Here is a 23879-nt window from a genome sequence, read left to right as displayed (position 1 = left end):
TCCGTCCATACCCCCGGAATCTGAGAATCCGACGCTATATTTCCGGTTTCTCGGGGTATATACCCCTAACGAGGTATGACGGCGGCCATGACACCTTTTCCCAACCTTGCGGAATCACAACTGGCCCAGGCGATCCGTCTGGTCGGAGAGAACGGGTTTGAGCACGCCCTTGTTTCGTTCTTTCAGTCGGTCTGTGCGCCTGACAACGTGCTCATCCTCGCCTTTCGCAGCGCCGGCCCGCCACTGGTGCTCTATCGCCAGTCTTCCAATCCGCAGGTCTTTTCGCAACTTGACCAGACTTATCTGGCAGGTGCCTATCGCCTCGATCCGTTCTACGACCTTCACCTGCGCCGCGCGCCGGCCGGAACGTATCGGATCGCCGACATCGCCCCGGATGCCTTTCAGCGCAGCCGGTACTTCATCGAATATTACGAACAGACCACCTTGATCGACGAGATCACCTTCGTCGCCCATCCGTCGCCTTGGGTCACCCTGAACATATGCCTTGGCCGCGACGCATCTACCGGCCAGCGGTTCTCGCCGCGCGACGTCGAAACCTGCGCACGGATCACTCCCCTCGTCGCAGCAATTGCCGAGCCGCATTGGGCCCACCTGGCCCGTTCGACCGGCCCAGCGGAAGACACTTCGATCCTTCTGGCCGATGCAGCGCGCGCCGCCTACGGCATCGTGCTGTCGCCGCGGCAGGCTGAAGTGGCTCTCCTCATCCTGCGCGGCCATTCGACGGCATCCATCGCCTTGCGACTGGGTCTGTCGGCGCAAACCATAAAGGTGTTTCGCAAGCAGCTTTACGCGCGCTGCCGGATATCTTCGCAGGCCGAGCTTTTCGCGCTGATGCTGCCACTGCTGAAAGGTGGCGCAGAGGTCTGACCCCCTCAGATCGACCGGATCGCCCCGCCGTCGACCCTGAGCTTGCTACCCGTCACGTAAGACGCATTTTGCGATGCGAGGAAGACAACCATCGACGCGAACTCCTCCGGGCGGCCGTAGCGGCCCGCCGGAATGGCGGCAGCCGAGGCCGTCCGCACCGCCTCCAGCGTGCTTCCTGTCCGGGCCGCCGCCGCCGCATCCAGCTCGTCCACCCGCGTCGTCTGGATACGCCCCGGCAGCACGATGTTGACCGTCACCCCGTCGCCCGCCACCTCGGCCGCCAAGGTCTTCGACCAGGCGACAACGGCTGACCGGATACCGTTCGACAGCGCAAGGTTCGCAATCGGCTGCTCCACACCCGACGAGGCGATCGTCACGATCCGCCCCCAACGGTTGGCCCGCATGGTCGGCAACAGCCGCCCGGTCAGGTGAAAAAGGTTCGCCGCCATCGCCTCGAACTGCGCCAGCCAATCTCCGCGACCCACCGTTGCCGCCGCACCGGGCGGCGGTCCGCCGGAATTGTTGATCAGGATGTCAATGCCACCCTCGGCCAAGAGCCGATCGGCCAGCGCATCAACCGACGCCAGATTCGCCAGTTCAGCGGCAATCGGCGTCAGGCGCGCCTGATCCCCAGCCCAAGCGGTGATCGCCTCGGCCGTGCGCGCAACGCCGTAGACCGTCACCCCCTCGGCCAGCAATCCTTCGGCGATTGCGCGCCCAAGGCCCCGGCTCGCGCCCATCACAAGCGCACGCTTGCCGCTGATCCCTAGATCCATCAGTTTAATTCCTTCAGACGTTTTTCCTGTCGCCGGATCAACCGGTCCACTTCCGCAATGGTCCGCTCGTTCAGCCCGGCCCCCGGTCTGCGCAGGCTGGCATGTGCGATTATGCCCCGCTTGGCCATCGTGTACTTGCGCACCGCAAGGCCGATGCCGGGCTGTTGTTCATACCGTGCAAGCGGAAGATAGGCGTCGAACAGGTCCTGCGCCCGCTCTGCCTTGCCAGCATCAGAATGTCGCACCACATCGACCATCATCTCCGGGTAGGCGAAGCCGGTCATCGCCCCATCGGCCCCGCGGGCCATTTCTTCCGGCAGGAACATCCCGCCATTGCCGCACAGGATCGAGATGCGCCGGTTCAGGTACCCATCCGCACGCAAGGCGCTGATCTTGTCCAGACCGGGCCAATCCTCGTGCTTCAGGCAGACGCATGTCGGCAGGTCAGCCACGATCCGCCGGATCACCGGCACCGACATCTGCACCCCCGTCACCAGCGGGAAATCCTGCAACACGAAAGGCACATCTCTGATGAAGCCGACCGCCTGCGTGTAATACGCCACGATCTGGTCATCGGTCCGCAACGACGACGGCGGCGCGATCATCACGCCTGCCGCGCCATCATCCATCACCATTTCGGTCAGCGAGGCCATCTGCGCAAACCCCGGCGCCGACACGCCGACCACCACCGGCACCCGTCCCGCCACCCGGGCAAGGATATGCCGCACGATCAGCTGCGACTCCTCGATCGTCAGCTTCTGCGCCTCGCCCATCATGCCCAGCACCGTCAGGCCGGTCGCGCCGACCGACAGGTAGAAATCCACCATCCGGTCAGTGCTTTCCAGATCAAACCCGCCATCAGGCAGAAAGGGCGTCACGGCAATGACATAGACGCCACGCGCGGTTTCGGTCAGCCGGGTCATTCAGATCATCCTTCCGTCTTGCGCGCGGGCCAAGGCCACGCGACCGATTGCCATTGCCGCCGCCGCCTCGCAGGGCTCGACCACCGGACTTCCCAGGGCATCCGACAATTCGGCGCGGTAGCTGGTCATACCGGCACACCCAAGGATCAGCACCTCGGCGCCGTGCGTTTTGCATAGCGTTGTGCCCACCTCGCGCAGCCGGGCGAAGGTGCGCGCACGGTCGGTCAGGTCGGCCACGCCGAGTTCCAGCGGCAGATCGGCGGCGCAGCGGTCCTTGACCCCCATCGCGCCCAGCATGCGCATGTGGCGCGGCACCGATTTCCAAAGGATCGACAGAATTCCAAACCGCTGGCCAAGCGTCATCGCTGTCAGGATCGCGCTTTCCGCGATGCCAAGGACGGGACGGCGGCTTTGTTCCCGCAGCGCCGCCAGCCCCGGATCGGAGAAGCAGGCGACGACAAAGGCCGAGGCTTCGGTCTCCAACGCCTCGGCGCGGCGCAACAGCGGCATCACCACGCCGTCGACATGCGCCTGTGTTTCGATGCCCTTCGGGCCTTCGTCGATCTGCAACGCTGTGATCCCTACCGGGCTAAGGGTGCGGAACGGCTGCATGGCGCGGTCGATGCCGTCGGTGACGGTGCGGCTGGAGTTGGGGTTTATGATGTAGATCGTCACAGGTTTTCTTCCTTCACTTCGCGCCCACCCCCACCGCTCAGTCAAGCGCGGACTGAACCTCGATCTGATAGCCTTCGGGATCGTCAAACACGAAGGCCCGGATCTTCAACGCCGGGCTGTCCTTCACGGGTGTCAGCCCGCCGACACCGTGCGCTGCGACCCAGGCGTGCCACGCGTCCACATCCGGCACCCGGATGCAGATCTGCACGGGTTTGGGATCACTGGCCCGGTGCATCCCCCGTGTTTCGTCGACCAACCCGACATGTGCGGCCCCCGTCACGCGATAAATCTTCGACCACCCCTGATCGATGGCCAAGGTAAAGCCCAGCACGGTCTCGTAAAAGGCGACCGCCCGATCAAGGTCACGGTAGTAGAGAAAGGTAATACCGAGGCTTGGCCCTGCAGGCCGGGTCATCGCAATCGCGCCCATGCTGGACCTTTCTAGCCACTGGTTCGGCACCACGGTATACACTCGGTCGACCAAGTCAACGGCCCTTGGCCCGCCCCCTGCCACCGTTGTCATGAAAGCCGGTAAAGGTGGCTCAGGATCGCGCCGCGCGCGTTCTCGATATGGCGGCGCATCGCCGCTTCTGCCCGGTCAGGGTCGCGCGCAAGGATCGCGTCGATGATCTCGACATGTTCACGACATCCCGGCTCGAACCGTTCGGGAATGGACCCCTTGTCGAACATCCGGGTCTTGAGCTTCAGGCTTTGAACCAGGCTGACAAGCAAGGCAGAACCTGCGGTCCGCGCTATCAGGATGTGCAGGTCTTCGTCAAACTGGGTGTAGTCGGAAACGCTTGGCCGCGCGCCTGCCAGATATCCGGTCAGCACGCTCCTCAGCGCCAGAAACGGCTCCGGAGCGCAATTCACGCTGGCCGCCTGCCGCGCGGTTTCACATTCCAAAAGCCTGCGGACGTGCAATATCTCCATCACCTCGCTGATCGAGATCCGGCTGACCGTCGGCACCCCGCCCGCCGTCCGGGTGACAAGACCGTCACCCGCAAGCCGCGCAACCGCCTCGCGCACCGGCGTCCGCGAAACGCCAAGCCGTTCAGCAAAAACCGTTTCCTGCAGCGGCGTGCCAGAGGGCAGCTCTCCCGACAGGATCATTGCGCGCAACCGGTCATGAACTGATTGACCAAGCGTCGGCGGTGTGATCGGCTCGTCTTTCATCGTGGCCCCTCGTTGCCGGCCCGGCTGGGCTGTTGCACCGACCGTGGACTTGAAACTATCGTGCCTTAAAGGCGTTGTATACCGTAGGTATGCATCGCCGTGAACCGCTCCAGAGGGATGCCAACCATGCACGACCTGTTGATCGAAGGCGGCCATGTCGTCACCGCCACATGGTCGGGCGATGCCGACATCGCGGTCACCGACGGGCGCGTCACCGCCATCGGCAGCAACCTCGGGCCCGCGACACGACGGCTGGATGCGCGGGACCGGATCGTCATGCCGGGAGGCGTTGACACGCATTGCCATGTCGAACAGATCTCCGGCGCCGGCCTGATGAACGCCGACACCTTTGAAACCGCCACCCGGTCGGCCCTGCATGGCGGCACCACCACCATCGTCTCCTTCGCCGCGCAGCATCCCGGCAAGCGCCTGCGCACCGTCGTCGACGACTATCAGGCGCTGGCGGCGCGCGGTGCACTAATCGACCATGCCTTCCACATGATCGTCTCCGACATATCGGGCGAGAATCTGACCCAAGACCTGCCCGCCCTGATCGCCGAGGGGCATCGGTCGATCAAGATCTTCACCACCTATGACAAGGTCCGACTGGCCGATGAAGCCATTCTCGATGTGCTGTGGTCGGCCCGCGAACATGGCGCGCTGGTCTGCTTTCACGCCGAAAACGACGGCCTGATCCGCTGGATGACTCGCCGCCTGCTGGACAGCGGACGCACTGAAGCGCGATTCCATCCGCTGTCGCACCCCCGCGCCGCCGAGGTTGAAGCGTTGGGCCGGATGTGCCTATTCGCCGAATTCACCGGCCAGCCGATCATGCTCTTTCACATTTCCACCCGCGAGGGCGCGGAAGTCGTCCGCACCGCCCAAGCGCGCGGTGTGCCGGTGGTCGCGGAAACCTGCCCGCACTATCTTTTCATGCAGGAGGATGCGCTCAAGCTGCCGGGCAGCGCCGCGGCGGGCCTGATCTGCAGCCCCCCACAGCGCCGTGCCGACGACCAGCAGGCGTTGTGGGATGCGCTGGATACCGGCGTGCTGCAGGTCGTGTCCTCGGACCATGCGCCCTACAGGCTGGACTCAACCGGCAAATTCGCCCACGGCCCCGACGCCCCCTTCAACCGGATTGCCAACGGGATGCCGGGGCTGGAACTCCGTCTGCCGCTGATGTTCGACGCGATGGTCAGTCAGGGGCGGCTTGGCGCGCAGAAATTCGTGGACCTGACGGCAACCGCACCTGCCGCGCTGTTCGGGCTTGCCACCAAGGGACGGATCGAACCCGGCTTCGACGCCGACATTGTGCTGTGGGACCCGTCCCGCCGCGTGACGTTCGGGGCCGACGATCTGCATGACGCGACCGGCTACAATCCCTATGCGGGGCGCACCGTCACAGGCTGGCCCGACACAGTCCTGTCACGCGGCGATGTGGTGCTGGCGCAAGGCCAACTCGACGCGCTCCCCGGTCGGGGCAAGCGCCTTGCGATGGCGCGCAGCGGTGCGATGGAACCGGTCGCCGACGCCCCCGCGACTCGGCTGGACGGATAGCCTCGGGCGGCGCAAAGAATCGTCAGCTCGCCTCAACTCAAGGTTGTAACCCCTTCTGGTTAAAGTTTTTTTAACCACTACAATGACTGCCCATCCTACGGATTGATCACGTATACAGACCGCTTGCTGTCCTTTTCGACAACTTCTTCTACCCCTCGAAAAAGCGTAATGTTTGTTCGTGGGGATTTACTGCCCCGAGCGACTGCCATTGCTCCGGGCCGATTTTGAGTAGAGTGTTTGTAATGAAGCGTATGATGTCTGAACTACCCCGTTTTGATGGGGCCGTGCTGCAATCTCTCCTGGGTGGTTTTTCGCCCAGCGAACGCGAAGACGTTGAACCGGACGCGCCGGTGGAATGGAACCTGCCGGGCTTTCTGGGCAAGACCCGCGTCGGCACCGCCTTCGGTGATCTGCCGATCGAGGCGCTGCGAGTGCGCGATGACATCCGCACCGCCACCGGCGCGCTCGTGCGTGTGGAATGGATCGACAAGCTGCATCTCGACGAGGATTTCCTCACCAAGCATCCCAGCGCCCAGCCGATCCGCATTCCCGCCAACGCCTTCGGGCAGGGTCGGCCAATGACCGAAATGACGGTCTCGCCGTGCCAGATGCTGTCGCCAGACGCCCATGTCGCCTCGCGTTTCGTGTCGGGTCGCGATCTGTGCGCGCAGTCGCGCGCGCACCGGGCGCAAAGCACGGGCCTGACGTACTACCGCTTCCATTGCGGTGCCCCGGTCACCGTGCGCATGGAAGGAGTGCTGGTCCGGGTCTAGGCCGGGCCGGATGCACTTCAAATGCTCAATGTTTCAATCAGTTGGCGCGGCAAAAGCGGCACCACATACATCTTCGACGTCTTTCCCGAAGGCCAGATCTTCAACCCCGTCGCGGGCGTCTATGTGCTGTGCAGACTGGGCGACACGCGGGGTTGGGAAACCCTCTTTGTGGCCGAGGCTGAAAACCTCCACGAAATTCTGAACCAGCGTGCAGCCGACGACCGCGGCTACGGGCTGTCAAAGAAAGCCGGCATGACCCACATCGCCACCCTCGCCCTTGCCGAACAGGAAGCGCGGCGGGCCGTGGCTGCCGACCTCGCGTTGGGATTGCTGCCGCGTTTCGGATCAACCGCTTGACCGGACCGCCCGCCCGCAATTGCCACAGACTGGCGGGCGGCGGTGTCATCGTCTGTCGCACTCAGGGACCAAGCGGCAGCGTCAGGGCAGGCCAGATCGTCCGGCGCCTGTCCACCTGGCGGGTGCGAAGGTCTGCAACCGTCCCGGACCGCAAGGCCAGCAGGTCTGGCAGCGTCGGCAGAGCGCTTGCGTTCATGTAATCCGTCAGGTGGACACCCCTATTGTCTGCCCCGTCCGCTTCCGACAGGATCCGCACTGCTCCGGCCTGTGCGCGCGTTGCAAGCAGACTTCGGGCCAGCGCCGCCCCACCCCGGTCGCCGTCCAGAGACCGAGACAGGATGATCGTATCGACCAGACCGCCGATTTGCCGGAAATCCTGCCCCGCAAGCTCCTGCATCCGAAAATCGGTCGCAGCCACCGCCGGCAGCGAAACGCTGATCGTGACATCGGCCTTTGCGCTGCGTGCGGCGGCGGCGATCTCGGCCACCAGAAGCGCCGTTTCGCCTGACCGCCACTGGGTCCAGGCCAGATAGTGCTTGTGAAGGATGTCTTCCGGCGCCACGCCGATGACCGCGCTCGCCGCCGTGAAGCGCTGCCGGGCCGCGGGCGAAAAGTCCCAGGCCAGCCCCGGATAGCCAAGCCCGTAAAGCAGCAGGCCATCGACCCCAAGCGATGACACAAGGTCGCGCGCCCGCGCAATCAGCAGCCGTCGCGCCTCAGGATGCGAGGGCGATATCCAGTCCCGCCTCGGCCGACCCGATTCATCGCCCATCCGTACAACGGGGCTTGCAGCGGCCAGCCCCGGATTGTGCATCACCGGAAAGGCCAGATGCAGCCGCAAGCCGCGCGCCTGCGCCCTGCGCACCGCTGCGGCGGCAAGCGTCGGGCCCTGCGGCAGGTCAAGCAGGTTCGGCAGGCTCAGGTAAATGTCGGTCGCTTTGCGCTCCTCGGCCTGCGCCAGCACCGCTCCCACATCGAAGGTCGGTCCCAACTCCGCCCAGATGCCGGTCTGCTGCGCCCCCAGCGACCTTTTGATCGTGTCGATATAGCCGTCAAAGGTGTGAAACCGGCCGCCGCTGGTTTCGACATGCGAAATGAACTCGCGGATCACACGCGCATGACGGGCAATGATGCGCGGATGCAAAAGCATCACGAAGGGTTGCCCCCTTTCGTCATGCCGCGCATAGGCCCGGATCAGGAAATCCAGCGCGGTCGCATCATCCAGCCAAAGCCCGTCAAAGATGTCAAAGTCCGAGACGAGCAGGTTTTCGAACACCGAAACCCCAAGCACCGGCAGCCTCGGATTGCGCGGCCACGCGGCTTCTTCGGAACTGTCGATCAGGAAACCCTGCTCCTGCACCTCCGCCATCACCGCGTCGTTGAACTTCAGGAAGGGCGCCCGAAACGCCGTCACCGTGACACCCGAGATCGACTCGACCGCTGCCTTGTTCAGATCAAGGTCGGCCCGAAGCTGCTCTGGATCGAGCAGGGTCAGATCGTCATGAAAGAAACTGTGCGCCCCGATGGTGTGCCCCTGCGAGGCTAGATTTTGCAGGATCTTCGGGTGTTCGCGGGCATAGCTGCCGGTCCAGAAATAGGTCGCGGGGACCGCCAAGCCAAGCTCCACGATCGCTTCCGCGTCATTGTCGAACTCGGTGTCAAAGGTCAAAAGCACATCGCCCGCAGCCGCCCGAGGCGCCGCAACGGTCCAGCACAGCACGGCCAGCAGCCCGGCAAGCCCGGCGGCGCGCAGACGACTGCCCACCTGTCCGGTCGAAGGCTTTCCAAGTGGGATCATCAAACCGCGTCATCCTGCACCGATCCTCGGGCAAAGATAGGTCGACGGCCCTCCAAAGGAAAAGGAAATCGACCTTCGCCCGACCTAGGCCGATCTACACCGCCAAAGGCGCGGCAGAAGGCTGGCCAATAGACAACAGCCGTGCGTCCGTCAGATATCCCTGCGTCATGAAGTCGATGAAATTGTCGCGGAACTGGCGGGTGTGCAGATGGGCCAGCGTATCGGCGCGCTCCACATCCCGGTCACGGATTGCCGCCAGCATCTCGTCATGCTCGTCGGTCAACAGATGGCCCTCGTTGCCGGCCTCCAGATAGCGGAAATGCAGGTGAAGCATCCGCCTCCCCTGGTTGAGCAACCGCTCGTAGAAAGACGCAAGGTAGGGGTTCCTGCCTGCCGTGGCGATGGCCATGTGAAACGCCTTGTTCGCTTCGGACATGGCCAGGTGTCGACCGGACCCGACGGCAACCACGAACCCGTGCTGCCGCGCCGCGATGGCCTGCAAGTCAGCGTCGGTGCGCAATTCGGCGGCAAGCCGGGTGTTCATCCGCTGCGCGATATCCAGCGCCTCCACGTATTTGGGAAAGCTCTGCACGTCGATCGGGGCAACGATGGTCGACCGGTTCGCCAGCGTCACCACCAACTCCTCGCCCGCCAGCCGGATCAGCGCCTCCCGCACCGGCGAGCGTGACATTCCGAACCGCTCGGCAAGCGAAGTTTCATCCAGCAACTGCCCAGGGTCCAGCGTCAGATCAAGGATCTCGTCGCGGATCGTTTCATAGGCGTAGCGGACGCCCATCCCCTTGGCTCGTTTGGCTTCTGGTTCGTCGGTCACAGTCGCTGTCTCCGGCATGTCGCGCCAACGGATAGTCCCGCCAACGGCTTGTGTCGACAGACATTATACATGTTGACCCGCGATCCCGCAAACGGCACTAATCACCCGTCGACACCCTGCCGACACCAGATTCGCCAAGCCGTCTCCCCACAACGGGCCCGGCGAAACCCGAAAGGACCGAAATGCGCAAATTGTCCGGCGTCATGCCCGCCCTCGTCACGCCGTTCGATGCCGCGGGCCAGATCGACTTCCCGGCCTTCAAGGCGCACCTCACGGCGCTGCGTGCCGCCGGGGTGTCTGGATGGGTGCCCTGCGGGTCATCGGGGGAATACAACCTGATGACCGATGCCGAACGCGACAGCGTGCTGCAATTCGTCAGGGATTTCGCGCTGCCCTCCGAAACCCTGATCGCCGGAACCAACGCACCCTCGACCGCCGGGGTGATTGCCAATACCCTGCGCGCCAAGGCGATGGGCTACCACGCCGTCCTTCTGGCCGTGCCCTTCTACACCAAGCCGACGCAGGCAGAAATCATCAACCATTTCAACACCGTGACCAGCACGACTGAAATGGACGTGGTGCTTTATTCCTATCCCGGCAAGGACGGCGTCGAAATCGGATACGAGGCGCTCGACGCGCTGGCCAACAATCCACACATCATCGGGATCAAGGAATCCTCCGGTGTCCTGCAACGCGCCATTGGTATTTCCACACGCTACGCTGGCCGCATCCAGCTGGTGTCCGGCTCCGACGACATCGCGTGGGATTTCATGTATTGGGGGGCGGATTCCTGGATCTGCGGTCCTGCGAACTGCATGGCGAAACCGGTCTGCGAGATGGACGCCGCGTTCCGCGCCGGCGATCATGCCCGCGCCAAAGCGATCATGACCGCGATCTGGCCCGCGATGAACGTGCTGGAATCCGGCAAATTCGTGCAAAAGCTGAAGTACGGCTGCGCCTTGCAGGGCCAGCCGGTGGGCGACTGCCGGATGCCTTTCGGCCCGCTGACCGAGGCGGAAAAGGCTGAATTCGCCGCCGCGATGCAGGTCGTGATCACCTGGAAATAGGCCGGCGCGTCGGGGGAAGCCATGACAACTGTCGTCATCGGGGCGGGCATCATCGGCACCGCCATCGCGCATGATCTGCAAAGGCGCGGGCGTAACGTGGTGCTTCTTGACCGTGACACCCCCGGCATGGGGGCGTCCTTCGGCAACATGGCCTCGATTGCAGTGACCGAATTCATGCCAGCCTCGCGCCCCTCGGTGTGGCGACAGATCCCGGGCTGGATGCTGGATCCCGAAGGTCCGGTGCGGCTGCGTCCGTCCTACATGCCACGGCTCGCGCCGTGGTTCCTGCGCTTCATCGCCGCCTCGCGCCCGGCAAAGCTCCGCGACCTCGAAGCCCAAGGGGCGGCGCTTTGTGCCCGGGCGCTTGACGATACGATGGCGCTGTTGCGCGATACCGGGCTTGGCGACCAGATATCCGACGAGGGCTGCCTGTCACTTTACGCCAATGAGGCCGAATTCGCAGCCGACCGCGATCACATCGCCCTTCTTGAACGGTTCGGCTTTGCGCACGAGGTGATCGGTCGGCAGGCGATCAAGGCTCTGGAACCGGAACTCTCCGACAAGATCGGCCTTGCCGTGCGCTTCCCGCAGAACCGCTCGATGAAAGACCCCTACCGCCTCGTCCTCGCGCTTGCAGACCGTTTCACCGCGATGGGCGGCCGCATCGAACGGGGCGAGGTTACCGGCTTCACCCGCTCCGACACCATCCGCGACGTCGTGCTGAAAGACGGCCGCCACATCGCCGCGGACGAGGTGGTCATCGCCGCCGGAGCCTTCAGCGCCACCCTCGCCAAAGCCCTGGGCGAACCGATCCCCCTTGAAACCGAGCGGGGCTATCACACCCAGATCATGGCGCCCGGCATCACGATGAAACACTCGATCATCTGGCCGGCCCGGGCCTTCATGGTCACTCCCACGGCGGGTGGCATCCGGGTTGGCGGGACGGTCGAGATGGCCGGTCTTACCGCGCCGCCGGACTATCGCCGTGCCAAAATCACGGTGAGACGCGCGCGCGAAGCCCTGCCCAACCTGCAATGCGAGGCGTTCACCGAATGGATGGGCCACCGACCCGCGCTGCCTGACACGGTGCCGATCCTGTCAGCATCGGCAAAGACGCGCGGCCTGTTCTACGCCACCGGCCACGGCCACCTTGGCCTGACCTATGCTGCGACCACCGCCCGTCTGATGGGCGACCTCATCACCGGCGCAAGGCCGCCCGTCGATTTGCATCCTTACCGCATCAACCGGTTCTGACCATGCAGACCGCTCTCGCGCAAACTAACCGGCTACTTTATTCCTAAGGCTTAAGGCACCTGAAAGGCCGATCCCATGCATCTTAGCCGCACCATCCAGACCGTCGACGTCCATTGCGCAGGCGAAGTCGGGCGAGTGATCATCGGGGGGGTGCTGAACATCCCCGGCGCCACGATGGCCGCCAAGCTTCACTACCTGAACACGGTCGACGATAGTCTGCGCCGCTGGCTGTGTTCCGAACCCCGTTCCGCCCCTGCGGGATCGTTCTGCCTGTTGACCCCGGCTTGCGACCCCGTCGCCGACGTCGGGCTGATCGTCCTGCAACCGGACCAGGCCCACGCCATGTCCGGCTCCAACGCGATGTGCGCCACGACGGCGCTTCTGGAGACAGGCATGGTGCCGATGGTCGAGCCGGTCAGCATCGTCACCCTCGACACCGCAGCCGGGTTGGTTAAAGCAACGGCCACCTGCACGAACGGCAAGGTGGTGAAAGTCACGTTGGACATGCCGGCAGCTTTCGTGACCAAGCGCGACGCGGTGCTGGACACCGCCGAATGGGGCGCTGTCACCTACGATCTCTGCTTTGGCGGCGTGTTCTATGCGCTGGTCGATGTCGGCCAGATCGGGCTTGCGATAACGCCCGACAACGCCCGACAGCTTGCAACGATCGGTGTCGACCTGCGCAACCGCATTGCTGCCACCGAACCCGCCCGGCACCCGCTTACACCTGCGCTTGACGGCCTGTCCTACGTCATGTTCTTCGCCAACGAACCCGACGGGGCGTTGCGCACCTGCACCACGCTGCGCCCCGGGCGTACCGACCGTTCGCCCTGCGGCACGGGATCAAACTCCAGCATGGCCGCCCGCCATGCCCGCGGTCGCGCCAAGCCCGGCGATGTGGTCATTTCGCGGTCCATCATCGGCGGCGAATTCACCACCGAACTGGTCGCCGAAACCACCGTCGGCCCCTACCCCGCCACCATGAACCGCGTTTCCGGCCAAGGCTGGATCTATGGTTTCAGCCAGATTTGCCTCGACCCGACCGATCCCTTCCCGTTGGGCTTCACCCTGTCCGACACCTGGGGCGGCTGATCGTCACCGACAAAGCCCCGGTCAATCACACTGTGACCTCGCGCCGTCCTCGATCGCCAGCGCAAGCTCGGCTTCGACACTCTCCAGCGCATAGGGCTTTTCGATCGTCCGAGCGCCGAACTTCTGGCTGCGGACGTTCGCTCCATAGCCGGTGGTAAACACGAACGGTATTGCAAGTTGGGTCAGCGCCTCCGCAACTGGATCAATCCATTGCCCATTCAGGTTCATGTCCAGAATGGCGCCGTCCACCTTATTTTCCTCGATCAGCTTCAGCGCCGCGCTGACGTTTGCCGCGGGCCCGACAACCTCGGCCGAAGCGGCGATCAGCATGTCGCACAGCATCGCCGAGATCAGGAATTCATCCTCGACCACCAGAACGCGACGGTTTGCCAACGCGCTCATGGCACAGTCCCGGAAAACGCGTCGATCCGGCACACCAGACCCTCGGGCCGGAAATCAATTCTGGCCGTCCCTTCCAGATCGGCAGCCAGGCCCTGCTCGATCATCATCGTGCCGAACCCGCGATGCGTCGGGGCCTCCACCTCCGGCCCACCGGTTTCGCGCCAGACAATCTCAAGCCGCTTTGGCTCCGCGCGTTGCCACGTCACCGATACCGTTCCACCCTCGACCGAAAGCGCACCATATTTCAAAGCATTGGTCTGCAACTCATGCAGCGCCAACGCAATCGCCAGCGCCTGCTTCGGCTGCAACATGACCGCCGGTCCCTGCGCGAACACCCGGGTCCTGGTGGCGGGGTTGCCGGACAGCACCTCAAGGGTCAGCCGGTCCAGCGGCGTGCATTCCCATTGCACGCGCGAGAGCATGTTGTGCGCCTTCGCCAGCACGCCAAGGCGCCCGTTGAAGGCGGCGGCCTGCGGGTTTGGCGTGGCACTCTTGAAGGTCTGATGTGCAATCGCCTGAACGACGGCGAGGGTATTCTTCACCCGGTGGTTCAATTCGCCAAGCATCAGTTCCCGCTGCCGTGCCACGCTTTCCTGTTCGGTCACGTCGACATTGACCCCGATCATGCCAAGGAAACTTCCGTCACCGCCAAAGCGGGGGCGGGCTTCGGTCTGCAACGTGCGCCAGTCGCCCTGCACGTTGGCATAGCGCCCACGCAAGACAACCGGCTCATGCGCGGCCACTGCCTGCCCCATCTGCCGCCCCACATCCTCCACGTCGTCGGGATGGATGGTCGAAGACCAGTCAAAGGTCCCGATCGCGCCTTCCTCAACCCCCCAGAACTCGCGCGCCATGCGGTTCAAATGCTGGCAGTGCCCGTTCGGATCGCTCATCCAGATCATCACCGGCGCCTGTTCCGACATCAGCCGGAACCGCTCCTCCGACAGACGTAGGTCCGCCAGCGCAGCTTCGCGTGAAGCCTCCGCCCGCGCCCGCCCGATGCTGAAGCCAAGCTGGCGTGCGATGGTAACAGCAAGCGTGGTCAGATGCGGTTCGAACACCTGACGCTGGCGGTAGTAGGTCATGAACTTGCCCATCACCCGGCCGTCGGACGTCAGGGGGATAAAGCCAAGCCCGACGATCCCCTCCGCAGCGATCTCGTCCTTGATCCAGTCCGGCTCATCCGTTTCGCGTATGTCCGCTACATAGATCGGAGACGGGTCGATATCCTCCGGCCGCCAGGGCGTGTGGCCAGCAAGCATCCGGCGATACCGGTCCGACAGGCCGCGCCATGCCACGAAAGTCATCACGCCAGCCGGGTCGAACAGCAGGATCGACGCCCTGTCGCAGCCCAGCGTCGTCGTGATCGCGTCGAGTGCGGCCGCATAGATCTCGTCGACAGACCGGGCGCGGTAGATCGCATCGGTGAAATCGTAAAGTGCACGCAGCTCGCGCCCGTCAGCCACAGATTCCGACGTGCCGGCCGCAAGACCATCAGGCAATGTCACGCCAGCCCCCCCAATGCTATTGTGCGATTGCCATAACGCATCGCCCGGCCTTCCGGTTCCTTCAGCCGAATGGCGTGATCGCGCGGGTCCGGGGCTCCTCGGCCCACAAGCCATGCCAAAAACCAGAACCTGTCATGGATCTTTGACCGAACCGTCGTCTGCCAGTCACACGCGCCAGCTAGGTGGACCTCGACGCAACCAGTACGGGTTCACCATGAAACACCTCCTTCTCTCCACACTTGTCACCCTCGGTGCCGTCGCGGCCTCGCAAGCCGTTGCCCAGGAAACGATCCGCTTCGCCGTCACCGACATCGACGGTCTGGAAACCCTCCAGCGCGAGATGGGCCCCTTCAAGGACGCTTTCGAGGCTGCTTCCGGCCTCAAGGTCGAGTTCTTCCCCGTTTCGGGACGCACCGTCGCGGTAGAGGCGATGGCGGCCGATCAGGTCGATTTCGTGCTGACCGGCCCAGCTGAATACGTGGTGTTCAACGCCCGCTTGAACGCCCAGCCTGTCGTAACCTGGAACCGGCCGGACTATTATTCGACGCTCGTTGTGCTGGACCAAAGCCCGGTGCAGACGCCCGCCGACCTCAAGGGCATGAAGGTGTCCTTCGGCGAGATCGGCTCCACCTCGCAGCATCTGGGGCCGGTCACGCTTCTTGCCGAAGCGGGCCTGACCTACTCCACCGATTACGAGCCGGTGTTCCTGAACCGCAACGTCGCTGTCGAGGCGCTGATTTCGGGCGATATCGGTGCTATCGGCCTGAACCGCACCCATATCGACAGCATCACCAAGAAGTTCCCGGATCAGAAATTCCGCACCATCGCAAAGGGCGTGACCCTGCCGAACGACGTGCTTCTGGTCTCGCCGACCGTGGCGCCGGAGGTGGTCGAAACCGTGCGCAAGACCTTTGCTGACAAGGGTGATGTGCTGCTCGCGGCACTTACCACGACTGAAGAAAATGCCAAGTACATCGGCGGCAGCTTCAGCGCCACGGTGACTGATGGCGATTACGACGTGGTGCGCCGGATGTATGAAAACATCGGCATTACCGAGTTTACCGAATTCGTCGGCCAGTGATCCGGCGATGAACGCCCCTGCGGCACCTTTTGAGCTTCAGGCCGGCTCCACGATGGTGGGGCCGGTTCTGGCTGTCTCGGGCCTTGCCAAATCGTTCGACGGGCGCGCCGTCCTGAGCGGACTCGATTTCACGCTGGCACCCGGCCAGTCCACCGCACTTATCGGCGCCAACGGGTCGGGCAAGTCGACCCTCCTGAAATGCCTCGTCCGGCTGATCGAACCGAGCGGCGGTCGCATCCAGATGCTTGGCCGCGATGTTCGGGCGCTGGACCCGCAAGATCTGCGGGCTTTCCGGGCCGAGGTGGGCTTCGTCTGGCAACGCCACAACCTTGTGCCACGCCTTTCGGCCCTGTCGAACGTGGTCCACGGGGTGCAGTCGCGCCTGTCCGGACCGCGCGCGTGGTTTCAGGCGCTCGCCCCAGCCGCTGTGCGCGCCGAAGCGATGGCCTGCCTTGATCGCGTAGGGCTTGCCGACCGCGCCCTGATCCGCGTCGACAGCCTGTCGGGCGGCCAGCAGCAGCGTGTTGCCATCGCGCGGATGCTGATGCAGCGCCCCGCCTTCATTCTTGCCGACGAGCCCGACGCCAGCCTCGATCCGCAGACCGGCGAAGAGGTGATGGCGCTGCTGCTTGGGCTGGTGCGCGAAAACGGGCTGTCGCTTTTGATGATTTCGCACCGTCTGGAACATACCTTGCAATTCTCCGACCGCATCCTCGGCCTTGCCGACGGCCGCATCACGCTTGACCAGCCCACCGCCCGTGCCAGCGCCCCTAGTCTGCGCCGCTTCTTTGACCACGTCGAGGCCGCATGACCGCGCTTACCGCCCCTCGCCGGTTTGGGCATCGCAGCCTGCCGGAATACCTGGCGCTGCTGCTGGTGCTGGCACTCGTGATCTCATCGCTTGCAACCACGGCCCCCGCGCTGGACAAGCTCGGCCGCGGCATCGCCCGGCTTTTCGCACCGTCGGGGATGCTGACGCAGATGTTCCCGCCGGATTTCACCCGCATCATTCCAATCTGTTGGAAGCTTCTGGAAACGCTGCAAATGGCGGTGGCCGGCTGCTTTTTTGGCCTCATCCTCGCCATTCCTTTCGCCATCCTCGCGACCGACCGGCTTTCGCCTCACCCCATTATCCGCACCGTCGCCCGCGTTGTCATCGCGCTGTTCCGCACCGTGCCTGACCTTGTCTGGGCGATCATCTTCATCATCATCGTGGGCCTCGGCCCCGCCGCCGGCGTCATGGCGATCATGGTCGACAAGATCGGTTTTGCCGGCCGCTTCTTCGCCGAGGCGATGGAGGAAACCGACCCTGGCCCGCAGGACGCGCTGCGCGCCATCGGCGCCAGCCGCGTTGGCCTGATCGTGTCGGCGGTGTTCCCGGCCTGCCTGCCCTCGTTCACCGCCACCTCGCTTTTCGCGCTGGAGAAATCGGTGCGCGGCTCGGCCGCGCTTGGCCTTGTCGGCGCGGGTGGCATCGGGGTCGATCTGAAGGTCGCCTTCGACCTTTTCAACTACGACGAAGCCCTTGCGATCATCCTACTGATGCTCGCACTCGTCATCGCTGTCGAGCAAGGCTCGGGCTGGATCCGCGGGAAGCTGATATGAACACCGACACCGCGCACCGCTACTGGAACGATGAATGGCAAAGGGCAGACGGCTCTTCGCCGTGGGCCATGCCCGAACCGTGGGTCGTCGATCATGCCCAGACGCTGGCCCCCGGCAGCCGCATCCTTGACCTTGGTGCCGGCATCGGTCGGCACGCGCTCAGCCTTGCTGAACTCGGCCATCAGGTCACCGCACTGGATGCCGCCGAAGCTTCTGTCGCCGCGATCGGTGCCGCCGCCTTCACCAAGTCGCTTGCCATCGAGACCTGTCACGCCCCGATGACCGACCTGCCGTTCGACGCAGGCAGCTTTGACCACGTCCTCGCTTGGAACGTCATCTACCACGGCGACGAAACCGTTGTCCGCCGCACCCTGGCCGAGGTTGCCCGCGTCCTCCGCCCCGGCGGCAGTTTCATGGCCACCATGCTTTCCAATCGCCGCTTGCCACCCGAACAGGCCAAGGCAGAGGGCCACGAGATCAGCCGAAATACCTGGGTCTTCGACGGCAAGGGCGACAAGGTCCATCCGCACTATTTTTGCACCGCGTCCGACCTTCTTGCCCTTCTGTGGGGGTTCGAGGTGTTCACGCTTTACGACCGCCCGCATGAAAAACCCGGCTCCTGGCACTGGCACCTTCTTGCCGAGAGGCTGGCATGACTGCCGAGGTGATCGAAGGCGCGCGCCTAGTTCTTGACGACCGGATCGAAACCGCCTCCCTCCGCATCGAAGCCGGCCGCATCACCGGCATCGACGTTGCCCGCGACGGCGCCAGCCTCATCGATGGCAAGGGCCGCCTACTTGCCCCCGCCTTCGTCGACATTCACGGCGACGCCTTCGAACGCCAGATCATGCCCCGCCCCGGCGTCACCGTCCCGATCGAAGCGGCACTTCTTGAAACCGACCGGCAGCTGGCATCGAACGGCATCGCCACCGCCTACCATGCCCTCACCCTCTCATGGGAACCCGGCCTGCGCAGCGTCGATACCGGGTGGCAAATGGTCCGCGCGCTGGAAACCCTGCGCCCGCGCCTGACCACCGACAATCGCCTGCAGCTGCGCTGGGAAACCTTCTGCACCGAGGCGGAACCCTTGATCGCTTATGTCCTCGCCGGGCCACACCGCCCGGCGCTTGCGTTCAACGACCACACCTCGTCGGGCGTTCTGCACCCCGAGATCGCCGTCCACGACCGCCCCTTCGACCATGTGCCGGATTACCCCGTCACCGACCTTGCTGCCGACGATTTCCTGAGAAAGATGGCCGACCGCGCCAAGCGGGCGAATATGTCCACCGCGGCCTTCGTAACCCTGCTTGCCACCATCTGGGCGCAGCGCGACAAGGTTCCCGCCCGCATCGAACGCATCGCCGCCCTTGCGCGCGATCACCATGCCCCGATGCTCAGCCACGATGACAGTCAGGTCGAAACCCGCCGCTGGTATCGCGGCCTCGGCGCGACGGTTGCGGAATTTCCAATGCATGAACGCGTTTTCCTTGCCGCCCGCGCTGCGGGCGACCCTATCGTCCTTGGGGCGCCGAACGCGATGCGCGGAGGCAGTCACCTTGGCAGCCCAGGCGCTGCCGAAATGATCGTCCGCGGCCTTTGCGACATCCTTGCGTCAGACTATTTCTACCCCGCCATGCTTGGCGCTATGGTGCGCCTGTCGGCCGACCGGATCGCCCCCCTGCACGCGCTTTGGAAACTGGTCTCGGCCAACCCCGCAGCCGCGATGGGCCTTGCCGACCGTGGCCGCATCGCGCCCGGCCTGCGCGCCGACCTTGTGCTCCTTGACTGGCCCGAAGGTCACGCCCCGGCACCCGTGCGCACCTGGATCGCCGGGCGGAACGGCTACTCTGCCCTGCCGCCAACGCACCTGCCAGAACCTGCATTTCACTGAATGAAGTCGATCAGGCGCCCCTCCCGCGCTATCGTTGCAGCACAAAACATCGTTCCGTCCTTCGCGTCGTCGGCCTATTCTCTGATCTCACGCCGGATTCTGACTGAAATCTTCTCCACGACACTTTTCCAATTGTACCTGTCACGAATAAGCTGCTCGCCGCGTTGCCCCATTTCCTTTGCCGCGTTGGGGTCATCGCAGAGCTTGCATAGGGCCGATGCGATTGCATCCGGGTCACGAACCGGGACACGGAAACCCGTCTCCCCATTTCGAATGAAATCACGCTGGGCGCCGATATCTGTGCCAACAACCGGCAAGCCATGTTGCATCGCTTCGAGAAAGACAATTCCGAACGGTTCTCGCCTGGTGGGAAGACAAAAGATGCCGGCACGCCGGTAAAGCTGCCCGAGGACGTCGTTGCAAACTTCCCCGATCACTTCGACCCCCTCAAGATCAGCGGGAACATCGGGCGAGGCTCCTGCAATCACAAGACGGGCCTCGGGATGCTTCTTTCGAAGCAGACGAAACGCCGCCAGAAGCTCCGGTCCACCCTTGCGCTCCCAATCAAGACCCACAAAGAGGATGGTGAACGGATCCCGCTCCACAGCAGCATCGTTTATTGGCCGGCCTTCCTGAAGGTTTGATCCGGCATAAACAACTTCGACCTTCTTCGGATCTGTCCGGTATTCGTTCGTCAGAGACCGACGAATGTTTTCGCTGCGCACAAATACAACACAAGCATTTGCATAAATTTCGGCTTCACGATTGATCATACGTTGCGGCTGTGCCGGCCCTTGTTCGGTCTTCGGATATTTCTCGTTCTCCAGACGGGTATGGTCCGTGAACACGAAATGCGAGCAACCTGCAACGCTCCCGTCAAACAGGGACTGCATCTGGAAACTGAAAGCAACATTGCCTGCGGAAACACGCTCGGCGACCCATCTCTTGATCCAGTTCTCCGTCGCGACCGTGCGCAGAATTGAATCACGCAACTTGCTTCTGTCTTTGAGAACTCCAAGTCCCATTTCAAGCACAGTGCGCAAGCAGATTAAGATCAGGGAAATCGGCCTGGATCGCAGTTCTTTCGAATAATCGAGAACCTCGCATTCGAAGTCGGGAAAAGCTTCTGCAAGATGACGAGACACCCGTGGATTGGCAATTGGGACTGTGCCAGGCATGATGAAAAGAAACGTCTTCTTATTTGTATTCATCTCTAGTCAGAAATCCATCTTCCGCCCACCTGGCAGCGATCCGCCGGAAAGTTTAACGCTGTTTGCACTTCGATGCTAGCCCAACCACGCTGGTTCAGGAAGGGGTCGTGTCAGCTTACCATCAACGGGGCCCTCAAAAGTCAGAAAGGTCGGGATGCCCGTGAGCTGCGTCACGGGGCGCCTAAGCCCTGGCTTCGAAACATGCGAAGCGGCCCTCCCATGATCCCCCATGTAATTGAGTTGTGAATGGCCTACTTCTGCACCGAGAAACTACAGGCTTGAATACTTTTGATATTGCTGGCAGACGCTGAATCCGTAACGTGTCAGGCAAGACGGCTTGATGCACGGCGGAGGTCCGACCTGGAAAAGAGCCCGCAACCTGGCGATCCATCGTCGATGAGCCTTGGCGGACGCCTGCGTTTTCTGGCCAAGGATTCGGCAGTTTATGGCATGGCGGCTGCGATCAGTCGCTTCGCGTCACTTATCACATTTCCGATCATCGTCCGGTATCTGTCCGTCGCCGAGTATGGCGTCTTCGATATTCTTCAGTTCTTTGGCGGCTTTTTGACCGTGTTTCTCGTTTTTGGTCAGGACAGCGGTGTTGCGCGCTACTTCTTCGAGTACGAAGATCACGAAACGCGGCGCGAACTCATCTCACAGTCGTTTTTCCTGAGACTTTATGTTCTGGCATTGGCCCTGCCCCTGGCCTGGCTTCTGGGAGGTCGGGCGCTTTCACTTCTTGGCATTGATCAGGAATTCCTGCCGGCATTCAATATGCTTCTGCTCCAGGCGCCTTTCCTTGTATTGCTGAATTTCGTTGTTGTCCTGTTGCGCGTCACCTTTTCCCGCAACAAGTATATTTTCCTTTCTGTCGGGTTCTCGTTCACCCAGGCTATATGCTGGCTGACGGCAATATTCCTGTTCGATGCGTCAGTTCGTGGCATTCTGTTTGCGGGCCTTCTGGCTTCCGCCGTCTTTTCCGGGATTGGCATCTACTATATTCGGGCATGGCTAAAGCCGACCCCAAGGCTGAATTACATTCTCCAGATGCTGTCTTATACCTTGCCTTATGGTGCCATCAGCGCGCTTCGCCGGATCGTTCCCTTGATCGAACGCTCGCTCGTGGCGCTTCTACTAACCACCGATGCGCTCGGGCTTTATGCCGCTGGCGCCAAGATCACCATGCTGTTTGGGCTATTCGCCTTTGCGTTCCAGTCGGCATGGGAACCCTTCGCCCTGTCGATCGGAAAGCGCCCCGACGCACAGTCCACTTACAACCTGGTCCTGAAAATCCTGGTCCTGCTGTCGTGCCTGCTGGTCCTGGCCTTGTCCAGCATTGCAAGGCCGATGATCGTTTTCCTTGCCAGCGAGAAATACGTCGAAGCAGCGGTCATCGTCTTTCCGCTCCTTATGGCACTGGCAGTAGAGTCCATAAGCTGGATCACCGAAATCGGGCTGATCCTGCAAAGGCGAACCGGTCTTAAACTTGTCGCCTATATTCTTGGAACTCTGGCTTTCGTTGTGGCGATGTTTGTTTTGACGCCCGCGTTCGAACTGGTGGGAGTGTCCATTGCGGTTCTCTTCGGCAGCGTCGTCCGGACCGTCGTCCTGACCCTTATGGCAAGTCGTGTCTCTAATCTGAAATGGGATACGACCAGCTTCATCATCATCGTTCCACTGACCGTCCTCAGTGGCGCGATCATGATCTACGCGGACAACGAATATGGCCTTGCCGCCAGCTTGGGCACCTTCGCCGCCGCGACGGTGATCCTGCTCACACTCGCCTACACGGTCGTTCTGTCATCGGACGAACGGCAAAAGCTGAAGGCGGCCACCCAAAGACTTCTGGCGTCGCGCGGTTTCTGACGCGTCAGGATTTGGTTCCGGTCTTCGCCTTCATATACTCGGCTTCCAGCGCCTCACGCCACTTCACGACATTGGTGAACGCATTCGCCCGCGAAAGTGCCGCACGTCCGGCGTCGGCTCTGAAGGCCGCGTCACCCACCATCCTGTCCAAGGCCCTGGCAAAATCGTCAACCTGTCGGGGCGCCACGATCAGGCCGGCGCCACCCTCCACATAGTCGGGAACACTGCCCACGGCAGTGGCGACGACGGGCAGCCCAGCCGACATCGCTTCCAGCAGGGCAAGCGGCAGGCCCTCGGCGTCAGAACTCAGGACAAAGATGTCTGCGGCGTGCATCAGAACCGGAACGTCATTCCGCTCGCCCAGAAAAACCACCGCATCGCCAATTCCCAAGGTGTTCGCCTGCTCGCCAAGGTCTGCGGCCGTCTCACCGTTCCCGCAGACCCAAAGCCGTGCCCCTGGGTGGGCTCGAACGACCTGGGCAAACGCATCCAGCAAGAGACCGATGTTCTTTGTTAGGGTCAGTCGCCCAGCCGACAGAACGACAACCTCACCATCCCGCGCCCCAAGTGCTTCGCGCGTTTCCTTGCGACTCGCGCCCAAGGTCGGATCGGGTGGTTCCACGACATTGTCGATGGTAACCATCGGAACCCGCCCAAAGCGATCACGGTTCGCTTCTGCCGTGACCTTGCCGACAAAGATGACCCGATCGACGAACAGTCGAATGGCCGTTGTTTCAAGAAACCGCAGACTGGTTCCCCGCAGCCCCGCCGCTTGAACCGTGTTCGTGTTGTGGACGGATGCGACCACGGGATACCCGGCCAGCTTGCCGGCAACTGCTCCGATGATGGTCGCATAGGTCAGGTGAAGATGAATGACGTCCGGATTAATGCGGCGAATGGCTTTGAAGATCCGCACATAAGACATCGGGTTCCAAAGGCGGCAGTCTGGTTCCACATGTATCTCAACGTTTTCCTTCGCAAGCCGCGAATACAGCGGATCGGCCTTTGACCCCATCGAGAGTATCTCGATCGTCCGGTCCTGCGGAGTTCCGGTCCGCAAGACTTCAAACAGTCTTTGGGCGCCACCGACTTTAAGGTGATCGATAGCCTGAAGAACCCTCAGATCACGCACCATTTTGCCACCCGA

The 23879-nt window shown here is 62.8% G+C and carries 24 protein-coding genes; 13 read left to right on the top strand and 11 right to left on the bottom strand.

The genetic code is table 11. From position 1 onward, the window contains the following. Positions 1-87 precede the first annotated feature (87 nt). Positions 88-888, top strand: a complete 801-nt coding sequence (locus ACROUL_RS09390; protein WP_431299232.1) for a helix-turn-helix transcriptional regulator — start codon at positions 88-90, stop codon at positions 886-888. Between the two features lie 5 nt (positions 889-893). Here ACROUL_RS09390 and ACROUL_RS09385 read toward each other — a convergent pair whose 3' ends face one another. The 5 genes from ACROUL_RS09385 to ACROUL_RS09365 are packed head-to-tail and all read right to left on the bottom strand — an operon-like array spanning position 894 to position 4438. After that, the gene (locus tag ACROUL_RS09385; RefSeq protein ID WP_431299231.1) at positions 894-1664 is read right to left on the bottom strand and encodes an SDR family oxidoreductase; all 771 of its coding nucleotides are present in this window, start codon (positions 1662-1664) and stop codon (positions 894-896) included. Next, positions 1664-2587 (bottom strand): dihydrodipicolinate synthase family protein, encoded by a 924-nt coding sequence (locus ACROUL_RS09380; RefSeq protein ID WP_431299230.1) that lies wholly within the window; start codon positions 2585-2587, stop codon positions 1664-1666. Before ACROUL_RS09380 ends, ACROUL_RS09385 begins: the two co-directional genes overlap by 1 nt. Further along, positions 2588-3262, bottom strand: a complete 675-nt coding sequence (locus ACROUL_RS09375; RefSeq protein ID WP_431299229.1) for an aspartate/glutamate racemase family protein — start codon at positions 3260-3262, stop codon at positions 2588-2590. A 37-nt stretch (positions 3263-3299) separates the two neighbouring features. Next, positions 3300-3746 (bottom strand): VOC family protein, encoded by a 447-nt coding sequence (locus ACROUL_RS09370; RefSeq protein ID WP_431299228.1) that lies wholly within the window; start codon positions 3744-3746, stop codon positions 3300-3302. Between the two features lie 35 nt (positions 3747-3781). Then, positions 3782-4438, bottom strand: coding sequence for a GntR family transcriptional regulator (locus ACROUL_RS09365; RefSeq protein WP_431299227.1), 657 nt, complete (start codon positions 4436-4438; stop codon positions 3782-3784). Between the two features lie 126 nt (positions 4439-4564). Here ACROUL_RS09365 and hydA point away from each other — a divergent pair, with 126 nt between their 5' ends. The 3 genes from hydA to ACROUL_RS09350 all read left to right on the top strand — a co-directional run bounded on the left by hydA (position 4565) and on the right by ACROUL_RS09350 (position 7125). After that, positions 4565-5995: a dihydropyrimidinase gene (gene hydA / locus ACROUL_RS09360; RefSeq protein ID WP_431299226.1), complete on the top strand. Its 1431-nt coding sequence runs from the start codon at positions 4565-4567 to the stop codon at positions 5993-5995. 254 nt (positions 5996-6249) lie between these two features. Continuing rightward, positions 6250-6768, top strand: a complete 519-nt coding sequence (locus ACROUL_RS09355) for a Hint domain-containing protein (RefSeq protein WP_431299225.1) — start codon at positions 6250-6252, stop codon at positions 6766-6768. A gap of 21 nt (positions 6769-6789) precedes the next feature. After that, positions 6790-7125, top strand: coding sequence for a hypothetical protein (locus ACROUL_RS09350; RefSeq protein ID WP_431299224.1), 336 nt, complete (start codon positions 6790-6792; stop codon positions 7123-7125). A 61-nt stretch (positions 7126-7186) separates the two neighbouring features. Here the strand turns inward: ACROUL_RS09350 and ACROUL_RS09345 are convergent, their stop codons facing one another. Beyond that, positions 7187-8923, bottom strand: a complete 1737-nt coding sequence (locus ACROUL_RS09345) for a polysaccharide deacetylase family protein (protein ID WP_431299223.1) — start codon at positions 8921-8923, stop codon at positions 7187-7189. Positions 8924-9017: 94 nt separating this feature from the next. After that, complete coding sequence (locus ACROUL_RS09340) at positions 9018-9755, bottom strand: GntR family transcriptional regulator (RefSeq protein WP_431299222.1); 738 nt, start codon at positions 9753-9755, stop codon at positions 9018-9020. Positions 9756-9937: 182 nt separating this feature from the next. On the opposite strand from ACROUL_RS09340, the gene ACROUL_RS09335 reads away from it, so the two are divergent. The 3 genes from ACROUL_RS09335 to ACROUL_RS09325 all read left to right on the top strand — a co-directional run bounded on the left by ACROUL_RS09335 (position 9938) and on the right by ACROUL_RS09325 (position 13168). Continuing rightward, the gene (locus ACROUL_RS09335) at positions 9938-10822 is read left to right on the top strand and encodes a dihydrodipicolinate synthase family protein (RefSeq protein ID WP_431299221.1); all 885 of its coding nucleotides are present in this window, start codon (positions 9938-9940) and stop codon (positions 10820-10822) included. A 21-nt stretch (positions 10823-10843) separates the two neighbouring features. Then, positions 10844-12076 carry an NAD(P)/FAD-dependent oxidoreductase gene (locus ACROUL_RS09330; protein ID WP_431299220.1) on the top strand — a complete coding sequence of 411 codons (1233 nt, stop codon included), beginning with the start codon at positions 10844-10846 and terminating at the stop codon, positions 12074-12076. 75 nt (positions 12077-12151) lie between these two features. Beyond that, positions 12152-13168, top strand: coding sequence for a proline racemase family protein (locus ACROUL_RS09325; protein ID WP_431299219.1), 1017 nt, complete (start codon positions 12152-12154; stop codon positions 13166-13168). A 21-nt stretch (positions 13169-13189) separates the two neighbouring features. Here the strand turns inward: ACROUL_RS09325 and ACROUL_RS09320 are convergent, their stop codons facing one another. Both ACROUL_RS09320 and ACROUL_RS09315 read right to left on the bottom strand, forming a co-directional pair. Then, positions 13190-13570 (bottom strand): response regulator, encoded by a 381-nt coding sequence (locus ACROUL_RS09320; protein ID WP_431299218.1) that lies wholly within the window; start codon positions 13568-13570, stop codon positions 13190-13192. After that, positions 13567-15078 carry a sensor histidine kinase gene (locus ACROUL_RS09315; RefSeq protein ID WP_431299217.1) on the bottom strand — a complete coding sequence of 504 codons (1512 nt, stop codon included), beginning with the start codon at positions 15076-15078 and terminating at the stop codon, positions 13567-13569. The genes ACROUL_RS09320 and ACROUL_RS09315 overlap by 4 nt, the downstream gene beginning before the upstream one ends. Before the next feature lie 214 nt (positions 15079-15292). On the opposite strand from ACROUL_RS09315, the gene ACROUL_RS09310 reads away from it, so the two are divergent. Genes ACROUL_RS09310 through ACROUL_RS09290 form a run of 5 tightly spaced genes read left to right on the top strand, consistent with a single transcriptional unit; the run spans position 15293 to position 19655 of the window. After that, positions 15293-16159, top strand: a complete 867-nt coding sequence (locus ACROUL_RS09310; RefSeq protein WP_431299216.1) for a PhnD/SsuA/transferrin family substrate-binding protein — start codon at positions 15293-15295, stop codon at positions 16157-16159. A 7-nt stretch (positions 16160-16166) separates the two neighbouring features. Next, entirely contained in the window at positions 16167-16970 is an 804-nt protein-coding gene (locus tag ACROUL_RS09305) for a phosphonate ABC transporter ATP-binding protein (protein WP_431299215.1), read from the top strand. Further along, positions 16967-17764, top strand: coding sequence for a phosphonate ABC transporter, permease protein PhnE (phnE, locus tag ACROUL_RS09300; RefSeq protein ID WP_431299214.1), 798 nt, complete (start codon positions 16967-16969; stop codon positions 17762-17764). Before ACROUL_RS09305 ends, phnE begins: the two co-directional genes overlap by 4 nt. Continuing rightward, positions 17761-18420: a class I SAM-dependent methyltransferase gene (locus ACROUL_RS09295; protein WP_431299213.1), complete on the top strand. Its 660-nt coding sequence runs from the start codon at positions 17761-17763 to the stop codon at positions 18418-18420. Before phnE ends, ACROUL_RS09295 begins: the two co-directional genes overlap by 4 nt. Next, on the top strand, positions 18417-19655 hold the full coding sequence (locus ACROUL_RS09290) for an alpha-D-ribose 1-methylphosphonate 5-triphosphate diphosphatase (RefSeq protein WP_431299212.1): 1239 nt from the start codon (positions 18417-18419) through the stop codon (positions 19653-19655). Before ACROUL_RS09295 ends, ACROUL_RS09290 begins: the two co-directional genes overlap by 4 nt. A gap of 74 nt (positions 19656-19729) precedes the next feature. Here ACROUL_RS09290 and ACROUL_RS09285 read toward each other — a convergent pair whose 3' ends face one another. Next, positions 19730-20866 (bottom strand): glycosyltransferase family 4 protein, encoded by a 1137-nt coding sequence (locus tag ACROUL_RS09285; RefSeq protein WP_431299211.1) that lies wholly within the window; start codon positions 20864-20866, stop codon positions 19730-19732. Positions 20867-21262: 396 nt separating this feature from the next. Between ACROUL_RS09285 and ACROUL_RS09280 the strand changes: the two genes are divergently transcribed. Next, on the top strand, positions 21263-22732 hold the full coding sequence (locus ACROUL_RS09280; RefSeq protein ID WP_431299210.1) for a lipopolysaccharide biosynthesis protein: 1470 nt from the start codon (positions 21263-21265) through the stop codon (positions 22730-22732). A gap of 4 nt (positions 22733-22736) precedes the next feature. Here ACROUL_RS09280 and ACROUL_RS09275 read toward each other — a convergent pair whose 3' ends face one another. Continuing rightward, on the bottom strand, positions 22737-23792 hold the full coding sequence (locus tag ACROUL_RS09275; RefSeq protein WP_431299209.1) for a glycosyltransferase: 1056 nt from the start codon (positions 23790-23792) through the stop codon (positions 22737-22739). Positions 23793-23879: the final 87 nt, after the last annotated feature.

The sequence above is a fragment of the Tabrizicola sp. BL-A-41-H6 genome (assembly GCF_050632395.1).
In the GTDB taxonomy this organism is placed as follows: Bacteria; Pseudomonadota; Alphaproteobacteria; order Rhodobacterales; family Rhodobacteraceae; genus JAUYQR01.
This window is presented reverse-complemented; position numbering and strand designations above follow the sequence as displayed.

What these genes read in the sequence shown, in the direction of transcription:
- ACROUL_RS09390 (WP_431299232.1), top strand. Translation starts at nt 88, where the DNA reads ATGACACCTTTTCCCAACCTTGCGGAATCACAACTGGCCCAGGCGATC.
- ACROUL_RS09385 (WP_431299231.1), bottom strand. Translation starts at nt 1,664, where the DNA reads ATGGATCTAGGGATCAGCGGCAAGCGTGCGCTTGTGATGGGCGCGAGC.
- ACROUL_RS09380 (WP_431299230.1), bottom strand. Translation starts at nt 2,587, where the DNA reads ATGACCCGGCTGACCGAAACCGCGCGTGGCGTCTATGTCATTGCCGTG.
- ACROUL_RS09365 (WP_431299227.1), bottom strand. Translation starts at nt 4,438, where the DNA reads ATGAAAGACGAGCCGATCACACCGCCGACGCTTGGTCAATCAGTTCAT.
- hydA (WP_431299226.1), top strand. Translation starts at nt 4,565, where the DNA reads ATGCACGACCTGTTGATCGAAGGCGGCCATGTCGTCACCGCCACATGG.
- ACROUL_RS09355 (WP_431299225.1), top strand. Translation starts at nt 6,250, where the DNA reads ATGTCTGAACTACCCCGTTTTGATGGGGCCGTGCTGCAATCTCTCCTG.
- ACROUL_RS09350 (WP_431299224.1), top strand. Translation starts at nt 6,790, where the DNA reads ATGCTCAATGTTTCAATCAGTTGGCGCGGCAAAAGCGGCACCACATAC.
- ACROUL_RS09345 (WP_431299223.1), bottom strand. Translation starts at nt 8,923, where the DNA reads ATGATCCCACTTGGAAAGCCTTCGACCGGACAGGTGGGCAGTCGTCTG.
- ACROUL_RS09335 (WP_431299221.1), top strand. Translation starts at nt 9,938, where the DNA reads ATGCGCAAATTGTCCGGCGTCATGCCCGCCCTCGTCACGCCGTTCGAT.
- ACROUL_RS09330 (WP_431299220.1), top strand. Translation starts at nt 10,844, where the DNA reads ATGACAACTGTCGTCATCGGGGCGGGCATCATCGGCACCGCCATCGCG.
- ACROUL_RS09325 (WP_431299219.1), top strand. Translation starts at nt 12,152, where the DNA reads ATGCATCTTAGCCGCACCATCCAGACCGTCGACGTCCATTGCGCAGGC.
- ACROUL_RS09320 (WP_431299218.1), bottom strand. Translation starts at nt 13,570, where the DNA reads ATGAGCGCGTTGGCAAACCGTCGCGTTCTGGTGGTCGAGGATGAATTC.
- ACROUL_RS09310 (WP_431299216.1), top strand. Translation starts at nt 15,293, where the DNA reads ATGAAACACCTCCTTCTCTCCACACTTGTCACCCTCGGTGCCGTCGCG.
- ACROUL_RS09305 (WP_431299215.1), top strand. Translation starts at nt 16,167, where the DNA reads ATGAACGCCCCTGCGGCACCTTTTGAGCTTCAGGCCGGCTCCACGATG.
- phnE (WP_431299214.1), top strand. Translation starts at nt 16,967, where the DNA reads ATGACCGCGCTTACCGCCCCTCGCCGGTTTGGGCATCGCAGCCTGCCG.
- ACROUL_RS09295 (WP_431299213.1), top strand. Translation starts at nt 17,761, where the DNA reads ATGAACACCGACACCGCGCACCGCTACTGGAACGATGAATGGCAAAGG.
- ACROUL_RS09290 (WP_431299212.1), top strand. Translation starts at nt 18,417, where the DNA reads ATGACTGCCGAGGTGATCGAAGGCGCGCGCCTAGTTCTTGACGACCGG.
- ACROUL_RS09285 (WP_431299211.1), bottom strand. Translation starts at nt 20,866, where the DNA reads ATGAATACAAATAAGAAGACGTTTCTTTTCATCATGCCTGGCACAGTC.
- ACROUL_RS09280 (WP_431299210.1), top strand. Translation starts at nt 21,263, where the DNA reads ATGAGCCTTGGCGGACGCCTGCGTTTTCTGGCCAAGGATTCGGCAGTT.